Source organism: Pseudomonas sp. BR20 (genome assembly GCF_050780135.1).
Classification (GTDB): domain Bacteria; phylum Pseudomonadota; class Gammaproteobacteria; order Pseudomonadales; family Pseudomonadaceae; genus Aquipseudomonas.
Genome location: NZ_CP172012.1, coordinates 5,081,693 through 5,102,506 on the forward strand (window position 1 = coordinate 5,081,693; position 20,814 = coordinate 5,102,506).

Consider the following 20,814-nt stretch of genomic DNA (forward strand, 5'->3'; position numbering starts at 1 on the left):
CCAGGCCGCTCAAGGCGGCGAGTTATAGGAATAAGAAACCGGTTAAAACCAAAGGCGCACACCGACCACCCAGCGCAGTTGGCTGATGTCGTCGTCTTCGTCGCGAGCGTATTGCGCCGTCCGGCCATAGCTGCGGTTCCAACTCACACCCACGTAGGGCGCAAACTCCCGGCGCACCTCGTAGCGCAACCGCAGGCCCAGCTCGCTTTCCGACAGGCCTGCGCCCACCCGGCGCTGCGGATCGTTCTGCGCATAAAAATTGAGTTCGGCCGTCGGCTGAAGGATCAGGCGATTGCTCAGCAGAATGTCGTAGTCACCTTCCAGGCGTGCCGCTGTGTGGCCCGACTCGCCAACAAACAGCGTCGCCTCGGCCTCGACGTTGTAGAGCGCCATGCCCTGTACGCCGAACGCCGCCCAGGTCTGGCTGTCTGCGGGCTTGAAGTCCTGGCGTACACCGCCAACCAGATCCCACCAGGGACTGATGGCGTGCCCCCACAAGGCCTGGGCTTCGGCGCTGTCGGTACGACCGGCGCTGCGCTCGCCTTCGCTGCGCAGCCACAGGCGGTCGATGTCACCACCGACCCAGCCCTCGATGTCCCAGTTCAGCGCACGACCATCACCGCCGCCTTGCCATTCCAACTGGTTGATCAGCAGCATCGAGTTGATGCCGCTGTCATGCACCACATGCCCGCCCGGCGCGTTGTATACGGCGGCGCGATCCGCGTCGGTCAGCCGCGGGATCGGCGTACGGCTTTCGGTCAGCGCCGGAACCGCCGGGCTCATGCCCTGAAACTCGTCGGCCTGCGCCAGCGAGCCGAACGCCAATGAGGCCAACGCGATACACACAGATAAAACCCGACGGCTCATGCTCACTTCCTCATTCATGCACGCGCACTTCACGGAACATGCCCATTTCCATGTGGTACAGCAGGTGGCAGTGATAGGCCCAACGGCCCAGGGCATCGGCGGTCACGCGGTAACTGCGGCGCGAGCCTGGCGGCATGTCGATGGTGTGCTTGCGGACCTGGAACTGGCCGTTTTCATCCTCAAGGTCGCTCCACAGGCCGTGCAGGTGAATCGGGTGGCTCATCATCGTGTCGTTGACCAGCACCAGCCGGACGCGCTCGCCATAGGTCAGTTGCAAGGGCTCGGCATCGGAGAACTTCACGCCATTGAATGACCAGGCGAACTTCTCCATATGCCCGGTGAGGTGCAATTCAAGGGTGCGCGCGGGATCGCGGCCATCGGGGTCCTCAAAGGTACTGTGCAGGTCGGCGTAGCTCAGCACCCGCCGACCGTTGTTGCGCAGGCCGATACCGGGATCGTCGAGCTTGGGCACCGGGCGCATCGCCTGCATGTCCACCAAAGGGTTGTTCTGCTCGCTGGCCGGGTGACTCTGCATCGACATCGCGCCCATCGCGCTGTGATCCATGCCCGCCATATCCGGCATGTCCGCCATGGCGCCGTGATCCATCCCACCCATGCCCATGTCGTCCATGCTGATCCAGGGGCGCGGCTCAAGCGCCGGTACGGGTGCCGTCGCCCCCGCCTGGCGGGCAAGCGTGCCACGGGCATAGCCTGTGCGATCCATAGACTGGGCAAACAGCGTGTAGGCCGCTGCCGTGGGCTCCACCAGCACATCGAAGGTTTCGGCGACGGCAATGCGGAACTCATCGACGCTGACCGGCTTGACCGGCTGGCCATCGGCGGCGATGACGGTCATCTTCAGCCCCGGGATGCGTACATCGAAATAGGTCATCGCCGAACCGTTGATAAAGCGCAGGCGAATTTTCTCCCCGGCCTCAAATACCCCGGTCCAGTTGAGTCCGGGCGGCTGCCCGTTGAGCAGGTAAGTGTAGGTCTCGCCGCTGACGTCCGCGAGGTCGGTAGGGTTCATCTTCATCTGCGCCCACATCAGCCGGTCAGAGACGGTGGCCGGCCACCCCTGCTTGCCCACATCCCGTACGAAATCGCCCACGGTGGGCTTATGCAGGTTGTAGTAATCGGACTGCTTCTTGAGGGTCTTCATCAGGGCGACGGGGTCTTCGTCGGTCCAGTCCGAGAGCATCACCACGTAGTCACGCTGGCAGCTGAAGGGCTCGGGCTCCAATGGATCGATGACCAACGGGCCGTACACCCCCTGCTGCTCCTGGAACCCGGAATGGCTGTGGTACCAGTAAGTGCCATGCTGTCTGACCTTGAACTGATAGACGAACACGCCACCCGGCTCGATACCCTTGAAACTCAGACCGGGCACGCCGTCCATGGTCGACGGCAACAAGATGCCGTGCCAGTGGATCGACGTCGGCTCGCCGAGACGGTTTTTCACGCGCAGGGTCACGGTGTCGCCTTCGCGCCAGCGCAGCATGGGGCCGGGCAGGCTGCCATTGATGGTCAACGCGGTACGCTGTTGACCAGTGAAATTGACCGGCGTCTGGTCGATAAACAGATCGAATTCGGTGCCCGCCAGCACCGTAGGCTCGCCCGCACTTGTCAGCGCCCATACCGGCGTGCGCCATAGCCCGAGCCCGCCCAGCAGGCCGCCGGCGATCAAGCCTTTGACGAAGGTTCGTCTGGAGGTAGTAGAGTGCATGCCGATTCAAGTCCGTCAGTTGAATGGCAGCAGATTAGGGTTCGCCGGCTGTCAGCAACCTTAGCGGCAGATTACCGATCTGACAGTTTCGGCGTGCCCGGCACCGCCAGGGTGCCGGGGCATGGAGAGGTCAGGCGATCTGCGCTTTGGAGGCCACTTCTGCAAAGGTCACCGGGTCCAACGCATCCGCCTGCTCATCCAGCACCTGACGCGGGTGATCATTGCCCGGGATGGAGCTGTCGATCAGCGCCAATAGCTGCGCACCCAGTGCGGTCAGAATGAAATTCTCACCATTGCCGCCTTCTTCCTCAGGCCGCGACTCGATAAACCCACGCTTGAACAACAGCGCCTCGTAATCGGCAGCCGTCTTTTTCAACGCATCCAGATTGCCCGTGGATTCGCCCGCCGTGGCCTTCTCGGCCGCTTCCTGCTCGGCGTATTTACGCGGGGCAAAACTGCCTTCGCCGTTCTGCACTTCGTGCAGCAGACGTTCGATCAAATCCCAATTGTAAGTCGTCATCCTGATTCCTCCTGCAGGCCTAAGGAAAGTAGCCTGCCTGTAGGAGTGACCCTGCGCGCCTGTGGCCGTTCAGACCAACCGACGGACGTCATTTCTCTGAACTTTCCAGACGTTCGCCACCTCAACTGAGCATCACCGCCAAGGAGGTCCGATCATGAAAACCCTGAAAAACCTGGCCATCGCCGCCACGCTGCTCACCGCCCTGCCCGCCTGGGCCTGCACCCCGGAAGAGGCCACCGCCAAGCGCGAGCAACTGGCCCAGGAAGTGGCCAAACTCACTGAGCAGAACCCGACCAAGGCCAAGGAGATGAACGACGAGCTGCAGAAGATGGACCTGGATACTGAAAGCGCAGAGTTCCCCGACAAGTGCCAGTTGATCGACGCCCGGCTCAAGGAATTGAAAGAAGCAGCCGCCAAAGCGAAAAACTGAGGTTATAAAAAAACCGGACAACGTCCGGTTTTTTCACATCCTCAAGCCTTACTCGGCAGCGGGTGCTTCTGGCTTGCGACGCTTGAGCGGCGCCATGCCGTCCTTGCTGACGAGCGAGAGGTTGTCGGTCTTCGGCCGGTTGGCGATCTTGCGCTTGGTCGGCGACTTGGCACCGGCCTTTTTCTTGTCGCCCTTGGCGTCGGTCTTTTTCTTCTTCACGCCAACCGCCTTGCCCGACGCCTTGACCTTTTTCGGCCCGGTGTAGGTGCCTTTGACCTCCTTGATGGTGCGGCGCTCGAACGACTGCTTGAGGTAGCGCTCGATGCTCGACATCAGGTTCCAGTCGCCGTGGCAGATCAGCGAAATCGCCAGGCCATCGTTGCCGGCACGCCCGGTACGGCCGATACGGTGCACGTACTCGTCGCCGCTGCGTGGCATGTCGAAGTTGATGACCATGTCCAGGCCGTCCACGTCCAGGCCGCGCGCGGCAACGTCGGTGGCGACCAGGATCTTCACGCCGCCGGCCTTGAGGCGGTCGATGGCCAGTTTACGGTCCTTCTGGTCTTTCTCGCCGTGCAGCACGAACGCCTTGTAGTCCTGGGCCACCAGACGACCGTATATGCGGTCTGCGGCAGCGCGGGTGTTGGTGAACACGATGGCCTTCTGATAGGTCTCGTTGGCCAGCAGCCAGTTGAGGATCTGTTCCTTGTGCACGTTGTGGTCAGCGGTGACGATCTGCTGGCGCGTGGTGGCGTTCAGGTCGCTGACGTTGTTGACCTGCAGGTGCTCAGGATTGTTCAGGACCTTGGCGACCATGTCACGCAGGGTCGAACCGCCGGTGGTAGCGGAGAACAGCATGGTCTGCTGGCGATTCACGCATTCAGCCACCAGGCGCTGCACGTCGTCGGCAAAGCCCATGTCGAGCATGCGGTCGGCTTCGTCGAGTACCAGCACTTCGACTTCCTTGAGGTCAAGGTTGCCAGCGTTGAGTTGCTCGATCATGCGACCCGGCGTACCGATCAGAATGTCCGGCACCTTGCGCAGCATGGCGGCCTGGACCTTGAAGTCTTCGCCACCGGTGATCAGGCCGGACTTGATGAAGGTGAACTGCGAAAAGCGCTCGACTTCCTTCAAGGTCTGCTGGGCCAGCTCGCGGGTTGGCAGCAGGATCAGGGTCTTGATGCTGACGCGGACTTTGGCCGGGCCGATCAGGCGATTGAGAATCGGCAGGACGAAAGCGGCGGTCTTGCCACTCCCGGTTTGAGCCGTCACCCGCAGGTCACGCCCTTCGAGCGCGAGCGGGATGGCCGCTGCTTGCACAGGCGTAGGCTCGACAAATTTCAGCTCGGCCACGGCTTTGAGCAGGCGTTCGTGCAGGGCGAATTGGGAAAACACGGGTGCTACCTCGAAGAAATACAAAAAATCAGCTGCATAGGGTACCGGTTTCGGGCGTCCAAACCGAGTGTCTTTACGCGAACGGCGCTAATCAGTTGCTTTTTTGTCAGAGTATTTGTCCACGGCATCAACTTTGTTGCACTTAAATGCTCTAATCGCGCCGTCTTGTCTTACAGAAGAATCGGTTTCATCCATGGATATCAAACAGCTCTGGCTCAACGTCCAAGACCTTTGGGGCACCCTCGACGAACACCCGCTGCTGCATGCCAGCCTCGGTTTCCTGGTGTTGCTGGTGGTGGCCCTGCTGCTCGGGCGCGTGGCCCGTTACCTGATCCTCCACGCCGTCAAATTGCTCGGCCGGCAACCGGCGCTGCACTGGCTCAACGACCTGCGGCACAACAAAGTCTTCCATCGCCTGGCGCAGATGACGCCCTCGCTGGTGATCCAGTTCGGCCTGTACCTGGTGCCCGCCCTGAGCAAGACCGCGATCCTGTTTATCGGCAACGTGGCCCTGGCATTGACCATCTTGTTCCTGGTGCTGGCCCTGAGCGCGCTGCTCAACGCCCTGCTGGACATCTACGCCCGCACCGAACACGCGCGTACCCGCTCGATCAAAGGTTATGTGCAGTTGGCGAAAATGGTGCTGTTCGTGTTTGGCGCGATCATCATCGTCGCCACATTGATTGACCGTTCACCACTGTTGCTGCTGTCAGGCCTGGGCGCCATGTCGGCAGTGATCCTGTTAGTCTACAAGGACACCCTGCTGTCGTTCGTCGCCAGCGTGCAGCTCACCAGCAACGACATGCTGCGCGTCGGCGACTGGATCGAAATGCCCCAGGTCGGCGCTGACGGCGATGTGGTGGACATCACCCTGCACACGGTCAAGGTGCAGAACTTCGACAAGACCATCGTCTCCATCCCGACCTGGCGCCTGATGTCCGAGTCGTTCAAGAACTGGCGCGGCATGCAGGCCTCCGGTGGGCGACGCATCAAGCGCAGCCTGTTTATCGATGCCAGCGGCGTGCGCTTCCTGCGTGACGATGAAGAAGTGCGCATGACCCAAGTGCACCTGCTCACCGACTACATCGGGCGCAAGCAGGCCGAACTCAAGGCCTGGAACGAAGCCCAGGGCCACAGCGCGCAACTGTCGGCCAACCGCCGGCGCATGACCAACCTCGGCACCTTCCGCGCGTATGCCCTGGCCTACCTCAAAAGCCATCCGGACATCCAGCCGAACATGACCTGCATGGTGCGCCAGATGCAAACCACCGCCGAGGGCGTGCCGCTCGAGATCTACTGCTTCACGCGCACCACCGTGTGGGCCGATTACGAGCGGATCCAGGGGGATATCTTCGACTACCTGCTGGCCGTATTGCCGGAGTTCGGACTGAACCTGTACCAGCAACCCAGCGGCACCGATCTGCGCACCGGGATACTGGCGCTGGCACACAATACCCGAACCGCGGAAACCCCGGAGTACTGACAACAATACCGGCGAGGGGCTGGCAAGCGCCTCGCCGGAAGGTGCTAGAAGCGTTGGAACGGTATTGATCCAATACACCACTGATAAGGCGGCAAGTTCACGTGCAACTTGAGCCACCGCTGACGCCCCCCCCACAATAAAAGCTGGCAACTATGTGTAGCCGCTGCTGCCGATTATTCAACCGACTTACCCCATAAAGAAAATTCTTCCTATACCTTTAGTGAATTTCACTACTTGCGCGCACTATTTCTAATCTGTTTTAAAAAAAACCAACGCCTTAGCATCTGGCCATCAAACAACGCCAGCAGAAGGCCAACCTCATGTTATGGACAACTCAGCTTTCCGATAATGCAGCAGACTTTGTATTAAGCTCGAATGCCGAAGCATTGACCCAATATTGTGGTGCTGGCGCCTTTGCTCAACCCTGCGACTTTTATACCCAAAGCCCCTACCAGCGACCTTCGCGGCCGCAGGACGTAACCGATTCAATCATCACCACCTGCTTGACCAGCGACCAGCTTTCAAACAGTCAGCATCTATTGGCGCAACGGTTGTTATTGAATATCTACGAGCAAGACCTGGTCTTCTTGCCCAAGCCGCCATTGGAACTGGACTTCAAGGCGTTCAAGCGCTTCTATGATCCGCAGCATGCGGCCAGTGGCAAAAAGATCCGCCCGTTGCTGGAACACTACCTGTACAACTGGCTCAAGGAAGAAGTGCATATCAACGGCCCTTGGTGCCTGGACTCTTTTATCGCCCACACCGATAAAGTATTGGATGACGTCGCCCAGTCCGAATCCAAACTCCATGAAGTGCTGACCACCAGCCGCCACCCCGAACGTGCCGCCAGGTTTTTCATGACGCAATGCGCAGGAGACTTCCTCAGTGAAGCGTCGGCCATGGCCCGCAACGTGCTGGGTAACAGCGGCGTGTACACCAGCGAATTGTTCAAGATCCTGATCGACGAGTACGGCTACGGCGTCGACAAAAAGAAACACAGCACTATTTTTGAAGACATGCTCCAGGACATGGGCATGTCCCATCACGTGCACCATTACTGGCAGTTCTATACCCCGGCGTCGCTGTCGCTGACCAACTACTTCCACTACGTATCGGCCAACCATGGCGAGCTGTTCCGCTATATCGGCGCCATGTACTACACCGAAGCCACATTGGCCCTGACGACCAAGCACCAGTCACGCGCGATCAAGACCATCTTCAACGGCAGCGTCTCCACGGACTATTTCGATGAGCATGCCCACATCGATGTGCACCACGGAAGAATGGCCCTCCAGCGCCTGATCATTCCCATGATCAAGCAGTTCGGCACCAAGATCATCCCCGACCTTATTCGCGGCTTTGAAGAGTTCAGGCTGCTTCAGGACATCGCCGACGAAGAGTTGTATGCCCATATCAAATGGCATGACGCGTTCGATGAGCATCGGGCACAGGCAGCGGCGCTCCAGGGCCACAAACCCGTGGACCTGAGGATTACCGAGCCTGAACACGAGTTGTCGGTGCTGCATACCCACCCGAATGACGAACTGTTCTGGGTCGAATCAGGCGAGCTGGAGTTTGTCGCCAGCCCCGAACTGACGGTGCGCCTCAAGGCCGGCGAAGGCGTGGTGATTCCCAAGGGAATGCTGCATGGCACCCGCATCACCAGCCCGTCCTGCACGTACACCGTCACCGCCATCTGAGTGGGCAACCCAATGAAAGCCATCAGCCTGAATCTCAACCACGCCAACTATGTGGCCGTGGAGGAAAGAACCTACTTTCTCAAGCGTCATGCGTATTCGACGCAATTGCTGCCCACCGCGTGCCCCCATCGTGGCGGCCCGCTGCATATGGGCGAAGTGACAGGCGACGGCCAAAGTGTGATCTGTCCCTGGCACGACAACGCCTACAAGGTCTGCAACCTGGAAAAGAAGGCGCTGCCCACTGTGCGCGTCAGAAACCAGATAAGCACCGTCGTCGGCGACACCGAGCGCTGTGTGCCGCTGCTTAAAATCTCCCGTTACGACTGATGAAGCCCATGAATACTAAATCGACACTGACCGCGTTCTATTCAATCGTGACCCTCTTCACCGGCCTCGACATGGCGATTGTCATCGCGATGGTCTGGTTCGGCCTGGAGACCACCGGCTCAACATTCCTGGTCGGCGCCACCTTGTGCGTGGCGACTGTAGTGCCGTATTTATGCGAGCAGTACATCGGCCGGTTCTTTACCATTGAACTCAGCCTGAAACGGCTGCTGTACATTCGCCTGGCGGCCTTCGCCGCGGTACTGGGGCTGTCGTTTACCGAGGCTGCCCTGCTACCGATCGGCTTCCTGGCCATCGCGTTCGTGGTGGGCGTCACCGACTACTTCACCATCAGCACCCTGGAATCGAAAAATACCAAGCTGGTGCTGGCCGGCCTCACCGACAGCGATACCTGCGCGCGGTTGATGCAAACCTCCATACAGATCGGTGCCTTCGGCGGTGCGCTCCTGGGCGGGTTGATCGTGGATGTGTTTTCGGTCAACCAGACGCTGCAGATCATCAGCCTGGCGGCGATTCTCTCGCTCGCGGCCATCCTCCTGGTGGCCGACAACCCCAACGAGCACGCCGCCGAACAGGCCACAGGGCCCTCCACTGCGCGTCCGCTGGACCTGCCGCGCAACCTCTACATCCTGATCATCGTGTTGAGCATGATCGGTTTCCATATCGGCGCGTTCAACAGCCTGGTGCCCATCGTTTTTCAAAAGCTCAATGAGTGGAATGCCACCCTGTTTGGCGTCGCCAGTGGCCTGGCAGGCCTGGGCGCTTTCAGCGCCGCCGTGTTGCCGCGCATCAAGCTCAACAGCTACGGGGCCATCGCGCTGGTGATACTGGCGGACGTGGCAATCGTCTACTTCCAGAACCTCTACGTGATGATGGCCGCGGCCTTCCTGCTGGGTTTTTGCATCAACAGCCTGCGGATCCAGTTGCGTAAAACCCTGATCGAGTCGGCGCCCAACGCCCGGGTAGCTGACGTGATCGCGGCCAAAAGTTCGCTCTACTACCTGCTGGTCAGTGGCTCGGCACCTATGATCCTGACGTTCTTCACCACCTCCGGATTTCTCGGACTCGAAGGCGCCCGCCTGTTGATGGTCGTCTCCGCCGGCCTGTTGGCCACCGCCGTACTGGCGTGGAACCTGACCCCGGCCGCCGCGCCCACCGCCACCACGGAATAAGGAATGCACGACGTGAAAACCGTACTGATCGTTGACCCGTTCTCCACGGGCAAACTCTACGCTCCCTTGCTCAATGCGCAGGGCATACGGTGCATCGCCGTGATCTCCACACGCGCCTTGCCTGAACACTTCACCAACGACCTGATCACAGAAAACTTCCATGAGGTGTATGCCTGGGAAGAGAGCCTGTTGATCACCCTGGAAACCTTGTCACCGAGCGCCGTGATCGCCGGTTGCGAAACCGCGATCTACCTCACGGACTACCTGACGGAGCTGCTCGACATCCCAGGCAACAGCCGTATCACCAGCGACCTGCGGCGCAACAAGTTCTCCATGCAGCAGGCGCTGAAAAAATACCAGCTGGCTCACATCGATTCGCACCTGCTGAGCTCACCGAGCCGCATCGGTGAAGTGCTGGCCAAACTCGACGAGGCGGCCACCTATGTGGTCAAGCCGCTGAACTCGGCCGCCACCGAAGGGGTGGTGTTTGCCCGGGGCAAGCGCGAAGTGGAGACCGCCTTGAAAAACGCGGCCTGGCAGCAGAAAAACGACCTGGGCGAAGTCAACCTCGGTTTTATCGTGCAGTCGTTCATCGCGGGACCGGAGTACGTGGTGGATATGGTCGCCTTTGACGGCACCTACATCGTTGCCAGCGTCTGCAAGTACACCAAGATCCAGAAGAACGGCAGCATGTTTGTCTACGAAAGCCTCGACACCCTCGACCCTCGGGCTGCAGAACTGCAACCGCTGACCGATTACGCCCGCCAGGCGGCAGCGGCCCTGGGCGTGCGGGTCGGGCCGATTCACATGGAAATCATCTGGTCTGAGGCCGGGCCGGTGATGATCGAGGCCGGCGGTCGCTTGCACGGGGGCATCGCGCCCCTGCTGTTCCAGCAGGTGTATCACCCCGACTTGCTGTCACTGTCGATCGACAGCTACCTCGGCCACCCACGCCCCCAGGCCGATGCGGTCAGCCAGATCAGCCATGGCCGGATCGGTTTCTTCTGCTCCGATGAACGCCATGCCTTCGATCTTCCCTCACCCCAGGCCATACAAAGCGCCCAGGCAGACGAGGCCTATTGCGGGCACCGTTATTTCATCAGCGCCGGCGATACCACGCCGGTCACGATCGACTTCGCCACCTGTCCGGGGCTGTTCTGGCTGCAAAGTCCTTCGGCGCAGCAACTGGACGTCAGTACCGCCAACCTGCGAAAAACACTGTGGGGCTAAGGTTATGAAAAGTCGTTTGATCATCAGAAAGTCAGCCTGTGAGCTGGGCATCAATAATGCGTGCGCCGCCGTTATCGAAGACATCACCGTCTCGGATGACCAGAGCTTCGTCGGGGTACTGCAAAGTAACCTGAACCACGTAGCCTCGCGCCTTAACGAGCTGGACTCGAACGTCGTGTACGAAGGGTTTGCCAGGCAGCTCAAAAAACTCGGCTACGAAAATACCGTCAGTGCCAACGAAAAGCTGCTGCGACGCTTCATCGCCAAAGGCGTGTATCCCATCAACAACATCGTCGACGCCTATAACGCGGTCGCGATCCGGCATGGGGTCAGCATTGGCGTGCACACCTATCATCAGAAGGACGACATCTACGTGATGCGCTCGGATAAGCCGAGGGTGCTACGCCCACTGTTCGCCAAGAAGGCCATCACGATTCCCGTTGGCGATATCGTCTATACCTGCGGTGATGTGCCGTTGGCGAGCATCGGCAAGGTGGATGCCGATGCCCATGACTTCCGGCTGACGAAAGACTCGTCGAGGTTGTTGGTGGTGATCCTGGGGCATGACGACACATCGTTCCAATTCAACCAGGCGGTCATCGAAGAACTCGTGGACACCCTGCGTCAGAAAATGCCGAACCTGAGCCATCATTTTCTTGAAACCGTTCGCGATCACGCCTGAAGCATAGGTCCAGCAGATAGGGCTATTGTGGCGAGCGGGCTTGTCCCGCGTTGGGCTGCGAAGCAGCCCCAAAACCAGCCTCTACAGCGTGTCTGATACACCGAATTCTTCTTTACTGGGGCTGCTGCGCAGCCCAACGCGGGACAAGCCCGCTCGTCACAGAGAGATTTATCAGTATCTGAAAGTTGTGTGGATACCCATGCGCCTGAAGCCAGGACATGAAGTGGTGGCCGGCGCCTAACGCCAGGCCTTCAGCACAGGGTTGACCACGACTTCTTTCACATGCTCGATCTTCAGCAGGCTGTCCTTGAAGACCATCAGTTCTTCAAAGCTCCTGTACCGAACGTCGAGCATCATGTCCACGTCGCCAAACAGTGAATAGGCATGCACCACCTGGCTGAACTGCTGGATCTTCGGAAACACCAGATGGCAATTGCTGCCATTGAGCGTCAGCATCAAGAACGCCGCTTGCAGGGTCTCATCGCCCTCCGCGACGTTGATGGTGAAACCCAGGATGATGCCTTTTTCAATCAGCTTTTGAACGCGCGACTCCACGGCGGTTCGAGACTTGTGAACTTGCCGCGCCAATTGCGCCAGGCTGACTCGGGAGTCATCCTTCAAGGCTGCAATGATCAGTTCATCAATCTTGTCCACTCTGCCGCCCCCACACCGTTCTTTTCGATAGCAGACTTTCATTGCCGCTCACGCATGCCCTTGGCCCATTACGTCGCCGACTGTACGCCAGGCGCGGGCTTTACGCCCAATCGACTTATCCACACCGCCCCCAGAATCACCAAACCACCCAAGGCCAGGCGGCCCAGCGGCTCATGCTGGTTCCAGATCAGCAGGTTCAGCAACAATCCTACCGGCACATGCAGGTTGTTCATCACCGCCAGGGTTCCGCCATGCACCAGGCAGGCGCCCTTGTTCCACCAGTAAATGCCCAGGGCAGTGCTGACCAGCCCGAGGAACAGCAAGACACCCCATTGCAGCGGCGCTTGCGGCAGGAAATCGGCCTTGCCGAACAACAGGAATGCTGGCAGCACCACCAGTAACGCGCCGAGGTAGAAGTAACCGAAGCGCCGGTAGTGCGGCAGGTTGCTCGGGTAGCGTGCCACCAGGTGCTTGTACATCACTTGCCCCGCGGCGTAGGTGAAGTTAGCCAGTTGCAGCAGCAAGAACCCCATCAGGAAGTGCGGGGTGATCTGGTCGAAACGAATCACCGCCGCCCCCGCTACTGCCACCAGAGCAGCAACCAGTGCCCACGGGTTGAAGCGCCGGTTGAGTGCGTCTTCGATCAGGGTCACGTGCAACGGCGTGAGGATGGTGAACAGCAGCACCTCCGGCACCGTGAGCACACGAAAGCTCAGGTACAGGCACACATAGGTCACGCCAAACTGCAGCGCGCCGATCACCAGCAGGCCGCGCATAAAGGCAGGTTCGACCGAGCGCCAGCGGGTCAGCGGGATAAATACCAACCCGGCCAGCACTACACGCACCAGCACCGCGAAGTAGCTGTCGACGTGACCGGCGAGGTATTCGCCGATCAAGCTGAAGGAAAATGCCTGAATCAGGGTGACAACCAGTAGATAGCCCATGTGCGCCTCGCATCGAATGGGCGGGACATTAAAGGTTTTCGGCGATTGAAGAAACTCGAGGCAAAAAAAACCCGACCTCGCTAAAGCGGCAGTCGGGCAGGAGCACTCAGGAGCAACAAGTGCAAAGGGAGGTTCGTTACGCGTACTTGAAGGGTTTGCGTGGCACTAGATAAACACCGTGCGATTATCTGACGATTAAAGGATCAAGCGACCTGGGCCAACAGCGCCTTGGCGTGGTTGATGCCCTTTTCCTGAAAGTCGCCACTCAGGTTCACCCCTTCGGCGTGAATGAACGTGACGTCGTGGATGCCGATAAAAGCCATGACCTGGCGCAGGTAGGGTTCCTGGTGATCGGAAGTGGCGCCGGTGTGAATACCGCCGCGAGCGGTCAACACAATGGCACGCTTGCCGGTCAACAAACCTTGCGGTCCGGTGGGGGTGTACTTGAAGGTCACACCCGCCCGCAGCACGTGATCCAACCAGGCCTTGAGGGTGCTGGGGATGGCGAAGTTGTACATCGGCGCAGCCATCACCAGCACGTCGGCGGCCAGCAGTTCGTCGGTCAATTCGTTGGAGCGGTCAAGGGAGGCCTGTTCGTTACCGTTGCGCTGATCCGCCGGTTTCATCCAGCCGCCGAGCAGGTTGGCGTCCAGGTGCGGAACCGGGTTGAGCGCCACGTCACGCACAGTGATCCGGTCCGTCGGGTGGGCGGTCCGCCATTGGCTGATGAACTGCTGGGTCAGCTGACGGGAGATCGAATCCTGCTGGCGGGCGCTGCTTTCGATGATCAGGACATTGGACATGGCTTCGTAGGCTCCATCTGTAATTGCTGTAAGTCGATGGAGTGGAGATTAGACAGAGCCAATTCGATAAAAAAGCGCAAAAAACTGCTATAACCCATCTATAAATTTGTTTATAAGCGGAGTATTCCTGTGGACATGCTCCGCTGCCGCTTTATTTTGGCGTGCAGGCCAACGCGATACGCATCTTGATAATGGCGCGGTTGAACTTGACCGTGGTGTTGGTGCTTTTTCCCGCCGGCACCGAAACCGTGCGGCGACGTGGAGATTCCGGGCCGTTGGTGAACGTTACCGAACACACGGCGTCCTGGGCGCCGTAGTTATTCAGCTGGATCGAGCTGATATCGCCGTCCACGTCGGAGGCGGTGTAATCGATGCTCACACCGTCGATCTTTTTCGTCACGTCGATGGGGTAGGCAAACGCGCTCATCGGCAGCAGCGTCAGCAACACACAACAGAATTTTCTCATTCGGCAGTCTCCAATAGGGACCGCCAGCTTAGGACAAGAGGAACACATCTTGAAAGCGCCCCGCGTTACCCTCGATCAATGGCGCACGCTGCAAGCCGTCGTCGACCACGGCGGCTTCGCCCAGGCAGCGGAAGCGCTGCACCGTTCGCAGTCCTCGGTGAGCTACACCGTGGCCCGTATGCAAGACCAACTCGGTGTGCCGCTGCTGCGCATCGACGGGCGCAAGGCGGTACTCACCGACGCCGGTGAAGTGCTGCTGCGCCGCTCCCGGCAACTGGTGAAAAACGCCAGCCAGCTGGAAGACCTCGCCCACCATATGGAACAGGGCTGGGAAGCCGAAGTGCGGTTGGTCGTCGATGCGGCCTACCCCAACGCGCGCCTGGTGCGCGCACTCACCGCGTTCATGCCGCAGAGCCGTGGTTGCCGGGTGCGTTTGCGTGAAGAAGTGCTGTCCGGCGTCGAAGAGCTGTTGATGGAAGGCGTGGCCGACCTGGCGATTTGCGGCTTCAGCATCCCCGGCTACCTGGGCACCGAAATGAGCGACGTGGAGTTCGTCGCCGTGGCCCACCCCGAGCACGCCTTGCACCGCATGAACCGCGAGCTGAGCTTCCAGGACCTGGAAAGCCAGATGCAGGTGGTGATCCGCGACTCCGGCCGCCAGCAACCCCGGGATGTGGGCTGGCTCGGCGCTGAGCAACGCTGGACCGTCGGCAGTCTCGCCACCGCCGCCGCCTTTGTCGGCAGCGGCCTGGGCTTTGCCTGGCTGCCACGGCACATGATCGAGCGTGAACTCGCCGAAGGTGTGCTCAAGCAGCTACCCTTGGAACAGGGCGGCAGCCGCCACCCCACGTTCTACCTGTATTCAAACAAGGACAAACCCTTGGGGCCGGCAACGCAGATCCTCGTGGAGCTGCTGCGCACCTTTGACACCGCCCCCCTGGACGCGCCTTTCGCCGCCCCCCAGCAAGCCTGAAACGGAGTTCATGCATGGCCTGGTTCGACCATGAAGGCTGCAGCCTGCACTACGAGGAATATGGCCACGGCACGCCGCTGATCCTGATCCACGGCCTGGGCTCCAGCAGCCAGGATTGGGAGCTGCAGGTGCCGGTACTGGCTCGCCACTACCGCCTGATCGTGGTGGATGTGCGCGGCCATGGGCGCTCCGACAAACCCAGGGAGCGCTACAGCATCGAAGGGTTCACCTACGACCTGATTGCGCTGATCGAACACCTGGACCTGCCGCCTGCCCATGTGGTGGGCCTGTCCATGGGCGGCATGATCGCCTTCCAACTGGCGGTTGACGAACCTGGCCGGGTCAAGAGCCTGTGCATCGTCAACAGCGTGCCGCAGGTCAAGGTACGCAGTGCCCAGGAGTATTGGTGGTGGGCCAAGCGCTGGACGCTCGCCCGTGTGCTCAGCCTGAACACCATCGGCAAGGCACTCGGTGACCGCCTCTTCCCCAAGCCGGATCAGGCCGACCTGCGCCGCAAGATGGCCGAACGCTGGGCAAAAAACGACAAACGTGCTTATCTCGCCAGCTTCGATGCGATTGTGGGCTGGGGCGTACAGGAACGACTTTCAAGGATTACCTGTCCAACCCTGGTCATCAGCGCCGACCACGACTACACCCCCGTGGCCCAGAAAGAAAACTATGTAAAACTGCTGCCCGATGCGCGACTGGTGGTGATTGAAGATTCCCGCCATGCCACGCCCTTGGACCAACCCGAAGTCTTTAATACCACCCTGCTCGATTTTCTAAAGACAGTCGAAACCACTACCCAGGATCACTGACCCATGCTGAAAAAAATCGCCTTCTTTGCCGGTTCCGTTCTGTTCGCTGCCAACCTGATGGCCGCCGAGCCTGCCAAGGCGCCACACGTATTGATCTCCACCACCAACGGCGACATTGAAATCGAACTGGACCCGGTCAAGGCGCCGATCAGTACCAAGAACTTCCTGGCCTATGTCGACAAAGGCTTCTACACCAACACGATTTTCCACCGCGTGATCCCGGGCTTCATGGTCCAGGGTGGCGGGTTCACCCAGCAGATGTCGCAAAAGCCGACCGAAGCGCCGATCAAGAACGAAGCCAGCAACGGCCTGCATAACGTACGTGGCACGCTGTCCATGGCACGCACTAATGACCCGAACTCGGCCACCAGCCAGTTCTTCATCAACGTGGCTGACAACGCCTTCCTCGACCCGGGTCGCGATGCCGGTTATGCCGTGTTCGCCAAAGTGGTCAAAGGCATGGATGTGGTCGACATCATCGTCAACTCCCAGACCACCACCAAACAAGGCATGCAGAACGTGCCAATCGATCCTGTCCTGATCAAGTCGGCCAAGCGCATCGACTGAGGTCTGCAGGAAACTCCGCGCGCGGCCCACAAGGCTGCGCGCGCATTTGAAAGGAGAGCCCGCCAGGCGGGCGTCAACCCTAATGCTCTATCGTCGTTTTGAACAACTGATCGATATTTTCCGCGACGCACCCAGCGCCGCCCCTCCCGACAAAGTCCTGCCCTTCTACCTCTACTACCTGCGCCAGGTGTGGCCCTGTTTTGCCGCACTGCTGGTGGTGGGCCTGGTCGGTGCGCTGATCGAAGTCGCGCTGTTCAGCTACCTGAGCCGTATCATCGACCTGGCCCAGGGCACACCGCCCGCTGACTTCTTCCAGATCCACAGCACCGAGCTGATCTGGATGGCCGTGGTCGCCTTGCTGCTGCGCCCGATTTTCAATGGCCTGCATGACTTGCTGGTGCACCAGACCATCAACCCCGGCATGACCAGCCTGATTCGCTGGCAGAACCACAGCTACGTGCTCAAGCAGAGCCTGAATTTCTTCCAGAACGATTTCGCCGGGCGCATTGCCCAGCGCATCATGCAAACCGGCAACTCCTTGCGTGACTCTGCGGTGGCAACGGCGGAGGCGATCTGGCATGTATCGATCTACGCCATCACCTCCCTGGTGCTGTTTGCCGAGGCCGATTGGCGACTGATGATTCCGTTGATCACCTGGATCATCTGTTACTGCCTGGCATTGCGTTACTTCGTGCCGCGGGTCAAGGAGCGTTCGGTCATTTCTTCCGAAGCACGTTCCAAACTCATGGGGCGCATCGTCGACGGCTACACCAACATCACCACCTTGAAGCTGTTCGCCCATACGCAGAATGAGCAGGAATACGCCAAGGAAGCGATCATTGAGCAAACCGAAAAAACCCAGCTGGCGGCCCGCGTACTGACCAGCATGGATGCGGTCATCACCGTCCTCAACGGCCTGCTGATCGTCACCACCACCGGCCTCGCCTTGTGGCTGTGGACGCAGTCGCTGATTTCCGTAGGCGCCATCGCCTTGGCGACCGGCCTGGTGATTCGCATCGTCAACATGTCCGGCTGGATCATGTGGGTGGTCAACGGTATTTTCGAAAATATCGGCATCGTGCAGGACGGCCTCAAGACCATCGCCCAACCCCTGGCCGTGGTCGACCGCGACAATGCCCCGCGCCTGACAGTGCCCCAGGGCGAAGTACGCTTCGAGCAGGTGGATTTCCACTACGGCAAGAAGAGCGGGATCATTGGCGGCCTGAACCTGAACATTCGGGCCGGTGAAAAGATCGGCCTGATCGGCCCGTCCGGCGCGGGCAAGTCGACCCTGGTCAACCTGCTGCTGCGCCTCTACGACCTGCAAGGCGGACGTATCCTGATCGACGGCCAGAACATCGCCGAGGTGGCCCAGGAAACCCTGCGTGAACAGATCGGCATGATCACCCAGGACACCTCGCTGCTGCACCGCTCGATCCGCGACAACCTGCTGTACGGCAAGCCGGACGCCACCGATGAACAACTCTGGGCGGCCGTGCACAAGGCACGTGCCGACGAGTTCATCCCGCTGCTGTCGGACTCGGAAGGCCGCACCGGGCTGGACGCCCACGTGGGCGAACGCGGGGTGAAACTCTCCGGTGGGCAGCGTCAACGTATCGCTATCGCCCGTGTACTGCTCAAGGATGCGCCGATCCTGATCATGGACGAAGCCACTTCGGCGCTGGACTCGGAAGTGGAAGCGGCGATCCAGGAAAGCCTGGAAACCCTGATGCAAGGCAAGACGGTGATTGCGATTGCGCACCGGTTGTCGACCATCGCGCGGATGGACCGCCTGGTGGTGCTGGAGAAAGGCCAGATCGCCGAGACGGGCAGCCATGCCGAACTGTTGGCCCATGGCGGGTTGTATGCGCGGTTGTGGCAGCACCAGACCGGGGGGTTTGTCGGCATCGACTGAAGCAAATGTGGGAGGGGGCTTGCTCCCGATATCGGTGGGTCAGTCACCCAATTTTGCGACTGACACTCCGCCATCGGGGGCAAGCCCCCTCCCACATTGGTGGCCTGGATTTGTGTAAAAACCGTGCTGTACTCAGTGCAGTGCCCAGACGGGCGCTGAAGTAAATCTGCAGGGAGCATCACTGATTTACTGATTGGGTAGAGCGATCTATCAAGGACGTGTTGCATGTCTTTGTTCAAGCGTTCAGTCACAGAGGGGTTAGGTACGTTTTGGCTGGTGTTGGGCGGTTGTGGGAGTGCGGTGTTGGCCGCCGCGTTTCCCGCCGTCGGGATCGGATTGTTGGGCGTGGCCCTGGCGTTCGGGCTCACGGTGCTGACCATGGCGGTGGCTATCGGGCACATCAGCGGTTGTCACCTCAACCCGGCGGTATCGGTGGGGCTGGTGGTGGGCGGGAGGTTTCCGGCCAGGGAGTTACCGGCGTACATCGTGGCCCAAGTCATCGGCGGGGTAGTCGCCGCCGCATTGTTGTACTTCATCGCCAGCGGCAGGCCAGGTTTTGAACTGGCCGGTGGGCTGGCCTCCAATGGCTATGGCGAGCATTCGCCGGGCGGCTATTCAATGGCAGCGGGGTTGGTCTGTGAGCTGGTGATGACAGCGATGTTCGTGCTGATCATCCTGGGCGCCACCGACCACCGTGCCCCGAAGGGCCTCGCGCCCATCGCCATTGGCCTGGCCCTCACCTTGATCCACCTGATCTCCATCCCCGTGACCAACACCTCGGTCAACCCGGCCCGCAGTACCGGCCCGGCATTGATCGTGGGCGGGTGGGCGATCCAGCAGTTGTGGATGTTCTGGCTCGCGCCGATCCTAGGTGCGGTGGTGGGCGGTGTTGTCTATCGATGGCTCGGCAAGGAGGAGCCGGCCTGAAACGCAACCCCCTACGGATTTGTGCGGTGTTGGATAAGACGGTATCTACGGAGGGCGGCTTATACGTGTCGATAAGGCAGTGCCGCCCTCGCCTCTTCGGCATACGCCGCAATCCCCACCCGCTCGCGCTCGAGGAAATCCTCCACGGCATTCTTCAACCCGGGATGGCGCAGGTAGTGCCATGACCGGGTGATCACCGGTTCAAACCCGCGAATCAATTTGTGCTCACCCTGGGCGCCGGCGTCGAAGCGTTGCAGGCCGTGGGCGATGGCATAATCCATGCCCTGGTAGAAGCAGGTTTCGAAATGCAGCCGGTCGAACTCCGCCAGGCAGCCCCAGTAACGGCCATAGAAGCTGTCGCCACCGATCAGGCTGAAGGCCATGGCCACCGGGCGTGTGCCTTGCTTGGCCAGCACCACACGGATCGCCTCGGGCATACGTTCGGCCAGCAGGCTGAAAAATTCGCGGGTCAGGTACGGTGACTGGCGACGTACTGCGTAGGTATTGGCGTAGCAGGCGTAGACAAAATCCCACTGCGCCTCGCTCAGCTCGTGGCCCTGCAACCATTCGAAGTCGATGCCCTGCCCCGCCACCTGTTCACGTTCCTTGCGCATCTGTTTGCGCTTGCGGGAACTGAGGGCGTCGAGGAAGTCCTGGAAGTCACGGTAACCGCGGTTCTGCCAATGAAACTGGCAACCCAGGCGCTGCAACCAGCCCGGCTGCTGGGCTAACGCGTCATCGGCCAAGCCGTCGGTGAAGTTGATATGGGCGCTGGAGAGCCCTTCGATCTCCAGGTAGCCCGGCAAGCTCTTCAGCAGTTCGAAACCATCGTCGGCGCTGGCAGCCAACAGGCGAGGACCGCTGACCGGGCTGAACGGCACGGCCGTCAGCAGCTTGGGGTAATAGTCGATGCCGGCGCGCTCACAGGCATCCGCCCAGCCATGGTCGAACACATACTCACCATAGGAATGCCACTTGCGATAACAGGGCAATGCCGCCAACAGTCGATCACCCTCCCAGTGCAACAAATGCTCAGGTTGCCAGCCCGAATGCGGTCCGACGCTCCCGCTGTCTTCCAGCGCGCTCAGGAAGGCATGCCTCACGAACGGTTGGGCCTGCGGCACCAGGGCATCCCAGGTATCCGGGGCTATTTCGGACAGGCTCAGCAGGCGTTGCAGCGGCATCGGCATCCTCACT

21 protein-coding genes are annotated in these 20,814 nt (G+C 60.1%); 12 read left to right on the top strand and 9 right to left on the bottom strand.

Going from position 1 to position 20,814, the window contains the following annotated elements:
• Window positions 1-42 precede the first annotated feature (42 nt).
• The 3 genes from ACHPFG_RS23355 to ACHPFG_RS23365 form a co-directional block, all read right to left on the bottom strand.
• Window positions 43-867, bottom strand: a complete 825-nt coding sequence (locus ACHPFG_RS23355) for a copper resistance protein B (RefSeq protein WP_431700544.1) — start codon at window positions 865-867, stop codon at window positions 43-45.
• A gap of 10 nt (window positions 868-877) precedes the next feature.
• Window positions 878-2,593 (bottom strand): copper resistance system multicopper oxidase, encoded by a 1,716-nt coding sequence (locus ACHPFG_RS23360; protein ID WP_431700545.1) that lies wholly within the window; start codon window positions 2,591-2,593, stop codon window positions 878-880.
• Window positions 2,594-2,723: 130 nt separating this feature from the next.
• Window positions 2,724-3,113 carry a transcriptional regulator gene (locus ACHPFG_RS23365; protein WP_200431904.1) on the bottom strand — a complete coding sequence of 130 codons (390 nt, stop codon included), beginning with the start codon at window positions 3,111-3,113 and terminating at the stop codon, window positions 2,724-2,726.
• A gap of 154 nt (window positions 3,114-3,267) precedes the next feature.
• Here ACHPFG_RS23365 and ACHPFG_RS23370 point away from each other — a divergent pair, with 154 nt between their 5' ends.
• Complete coding sequence (locus tag ACHPFG_RS23370) at window positions 3,268-3,543, top strand: hypothetical protein (RefSeq protein ID WP_131698636.1); 276 nt, start codon at window positions 3,268-3,270, stop codon at window positions 3,541-3,543.
• 48 nt (window positions 3,544-3,591) lie between these two features.
• Here ACHPFG_RS23370 and ACHPFG_RS23375 read toward each other — a convergent pair whose 3' ends face one another.
• The gene (locus tag ACHPFG_RS23375; RefSeq protein WP_090400172.1) at window positions 3,592-4,938 is read right to left on the bottom strand and encodes a DEAD/DEAH box helicase; all 1,347 of its coding nucleotides are present in this window, start codon (window positions 4,936-4,938) and stop codon (window positions 3,592-3,594) included.
• 193 nt (window positions 4,939-5,131) lie between these two features.
• Here ACHPFG_RS23375 and ACHPFG_RS23380 point away from each other — a divergent pair, with 193 nt between their 5' ends.
• The 6 genes from ACHPFG_RS23380 to ACHPFG_RS23405 all read left to right on the top strand — a co-directional run bounded on the left by ACHPFG_RS23380 (window position 5,132) and on the right by ACHPFG_RS23405 (window position 11,550).
• Complete coding sequence (locus tag ACHPFG_RS23380) at window positions 5,132-6,421, top strand: mechanosensitive ion channel family protein (protein ID WP_131698637.1); 1,290 nt, start codon at window positions 5,132-5,134, stop codon at window positions 6,419-6,421.
• A 551-nt stretch (window positions 6,422-6,972) separates the two neighbouring features.
• Window positions 6,973-8,121: an iron-containing redox enzyme family protein gene (locus tag ACHPFG_RS23385; protein ID WP_237683204.1), complete on the top strand. Its 1,149-nt coding sequence runs from the start codon at window positions 6,973-6,975 to the stop codon at window positions 8,119-8,121.
• A gap of 12 nt (window positions 8,122-8,133) precedes the next feature.
• The gene (locus ACHPFG_RS23390) at window positions 8,134-8,448 is read left to right on the top strand and encodes a Rieske 2Fe-2S domain-containing protein (RefSeq protein ID WP_131698638.1); all 315 of its coding nucleotides are present in this window, start codon (window positions 8,134-8,136) and stop codon (window positions 8,446-8,448) included.
• A gap of 8 nt (window positions 8,449-8,456) precedes the next feature.
• The gene (locus ACHPFG_RS23395) at window positions 8,457-9,638 is read left to right on the top strand and encodes an MFS transporter (RefSeq protein WP_431700546.1); all 1,182 of its coding nucleotides are present in this window, start codon (window positions 8,457-8,459) and stop codon (window positions 9,636-9,638) included.
• 3 nt (window positions 9,639-9,641) lie between these two features.
• The gene (locus tag ACHPFG_RS23400; protein ID WP_431700547.1) at window positions 9,642-10,868 is read left to right on the top strand and encodes an ATP-grasp domain-containing protein; all 1,227 of its coding nucleotides are present in this window, start codon (window positions 9,642-9,644) and stop codon (window positions 10,866-10,868) included.
• A 4-nt stretch (window positions 10,869-10,872) separates the two neighbouring features.
• Window positions 10,873-11,550 carry a phenylalanine--tRNA ligase beta subunit-related protein gene (locus ACHPFG_RS23405; RefSeq protein WP_131698640.1) on the top strand — a complete coding sequence of 226 codons (678 nt, stop codon included), beginning with the start codon at window positions 10,873-10,875 and terminating at the stop codon, window positions 11,548-11,550.
• A 237-nt stretch (window positions 11,551-11,787) separates the two neighbouring features.
• Here ACHPFG_RS23405 and ACHPFG_RS23410 read toward each other — a convergent pair whose 3' ends face one another.
• The 4 genes from ACHPFG_RS23410 to ACHPFG_RS23425 form a co-directional block, all read right to left on the bottom strand.
• Window positions 11,788-12,204 carry an Lrp/AsnC family transcriptional regulator gene (locus ACHPFG_RS23410; protein WP_027603763.1) on the bottom strand — a complete coding sequence of 139 codons (417 nt, stop codon included), beginning with the start codon at window positions 12,202-12,204 and terminating at the stop codon, window positions 11,788-11,790.
• Between the two features lie 68 nt (window positions 12,205-12,272).
• Window positions 12,273-13,148, bottom strand: a complete 876-nt coding sequence (locus tag ACHPFG_RS23415) for a carboxylate/amino acid/amine transporter (RefSeq protein ID WP_431700548.1) — start codon at window positions 13,146-13,148, stop codon at window positions 12,273-12,275.
• Window positions 13,149-13,351: 203 nt separating this feature from the next.
• Window positions 13,352-13,951, bottom strand: a complete 600-nt coding sequence (locus ACHPFG_RS23420) for an FMN-dependent NADH-azoreductase (RefSeq protein ID WP_431700549.1) — start codon at window positions 13,949-13,951, stop codon at window positions 13,352-13,354.
• Between the two features lie 151 nt (window positions 13,952-14,102).
• Window positions 14,103-14,417: a 3-phosphoglycerate kinase gene (locus tag ACHPFG_RS23425; RefSeq protein WP_431700550.1), complete on the bottom strand. Its 315-nt coding sequence runs from the start codon at window positions 14,415-14,417 to the stop codon at window positions 14,103-14,105.
• 49 nt (window positions 14,418-14,466) lie between these two features.
• On the opposite strand from ACHPFG_RS23425, the gene ACHPFG_RS23430 reads away from it, so the two are divergent.
• The 5 genes from ACHPFG_RS23430 (at window position 14,467) to aqpZ (ending at window position 19,617) form a co-directional block, all read left to right on the top strand.
• Window positions 14,467-15,390 (top strand): LysR family transcriptional regulator, encoded by a 924-nt coding sequence (locus ACHPFG_RS23430; protein WP_065946860.1) that lies wholly within the window; start codon window positions 14,467-14,469, stop codon window positions 15,388-15,390.
• A 14-nt stretch (window positions 15,391-15,404) separates the two neighbouring features.
• Complete coding sequence (locus tag ACHPFG_RS23435) at window positions 15,405-16,208, top strand: alpha/beta fold hydrolase (RefSeq protein WP_431700551.1); 804 nt, start codon at window positions 15,405-15,407, stop codon at window positions 16,206-16,208.
• A 3-nt stretch (window positions 16,209-16,211) separates the two neighbouring features.
• Window positions 16,212-16,775, top strand: coding sequence for a peptidylprolyl isomerase (locus ACHPFG_RS23440; protein WP_032879982.1), 564 nt, complete (start codon window positions 16,212-16,214; stop codon window positions 16,773-16,775).
• Window positions 16,776-16,857: 82 nt separating this feature from the next.
• The gene (locus ACHPFG_RS23445) at window positions 16,858-18,690 is read left to right on the top strand and encodes an ABC transporter ATP-binding protein (protein ID WP_431700552.1); all 1,833 of its coding nucleotides are present in this window, start codon (window positions 16,858-16,860) and stop codon (window positions 18,688-18,690) included.
• Window positions 18,691-18,915: 225 nt separating this feature from the next.
• Window positions 18,916-19,617 (top strand): aquaporin Z, encoded by a 702-nt coding sequence (aqpZ, locus tag ACHPFG_RS23450; RefSeq protein WP_145337000.1) that lies wholly within the window; start codon window positions 18,916-18,918, stop codon window positions 19,615-19,617.
• Between the two features lie 59 nt (window positions 19,618-19,676).
• Here aqpZ and ACHPFG_RS23455 read toward each other — a convergent pair whose 3' ends face one another.
• Window positions 19,677-20,801 carry a GNAT family N-acetyltransferase gene (locus tag ACHPFG_RS23455; RefSeq protein WP_431700553.1) on the bottom strand — a complete coding sequence of 375 codons (1,125 nt, stop codon included), beginning with the start codon at window positions 20,799-20,801 and terminating at the stop codon, window positions 19,677-19,679.
• Window positions 20,802-20,814 lie beyond the last annotated feature (13 nt).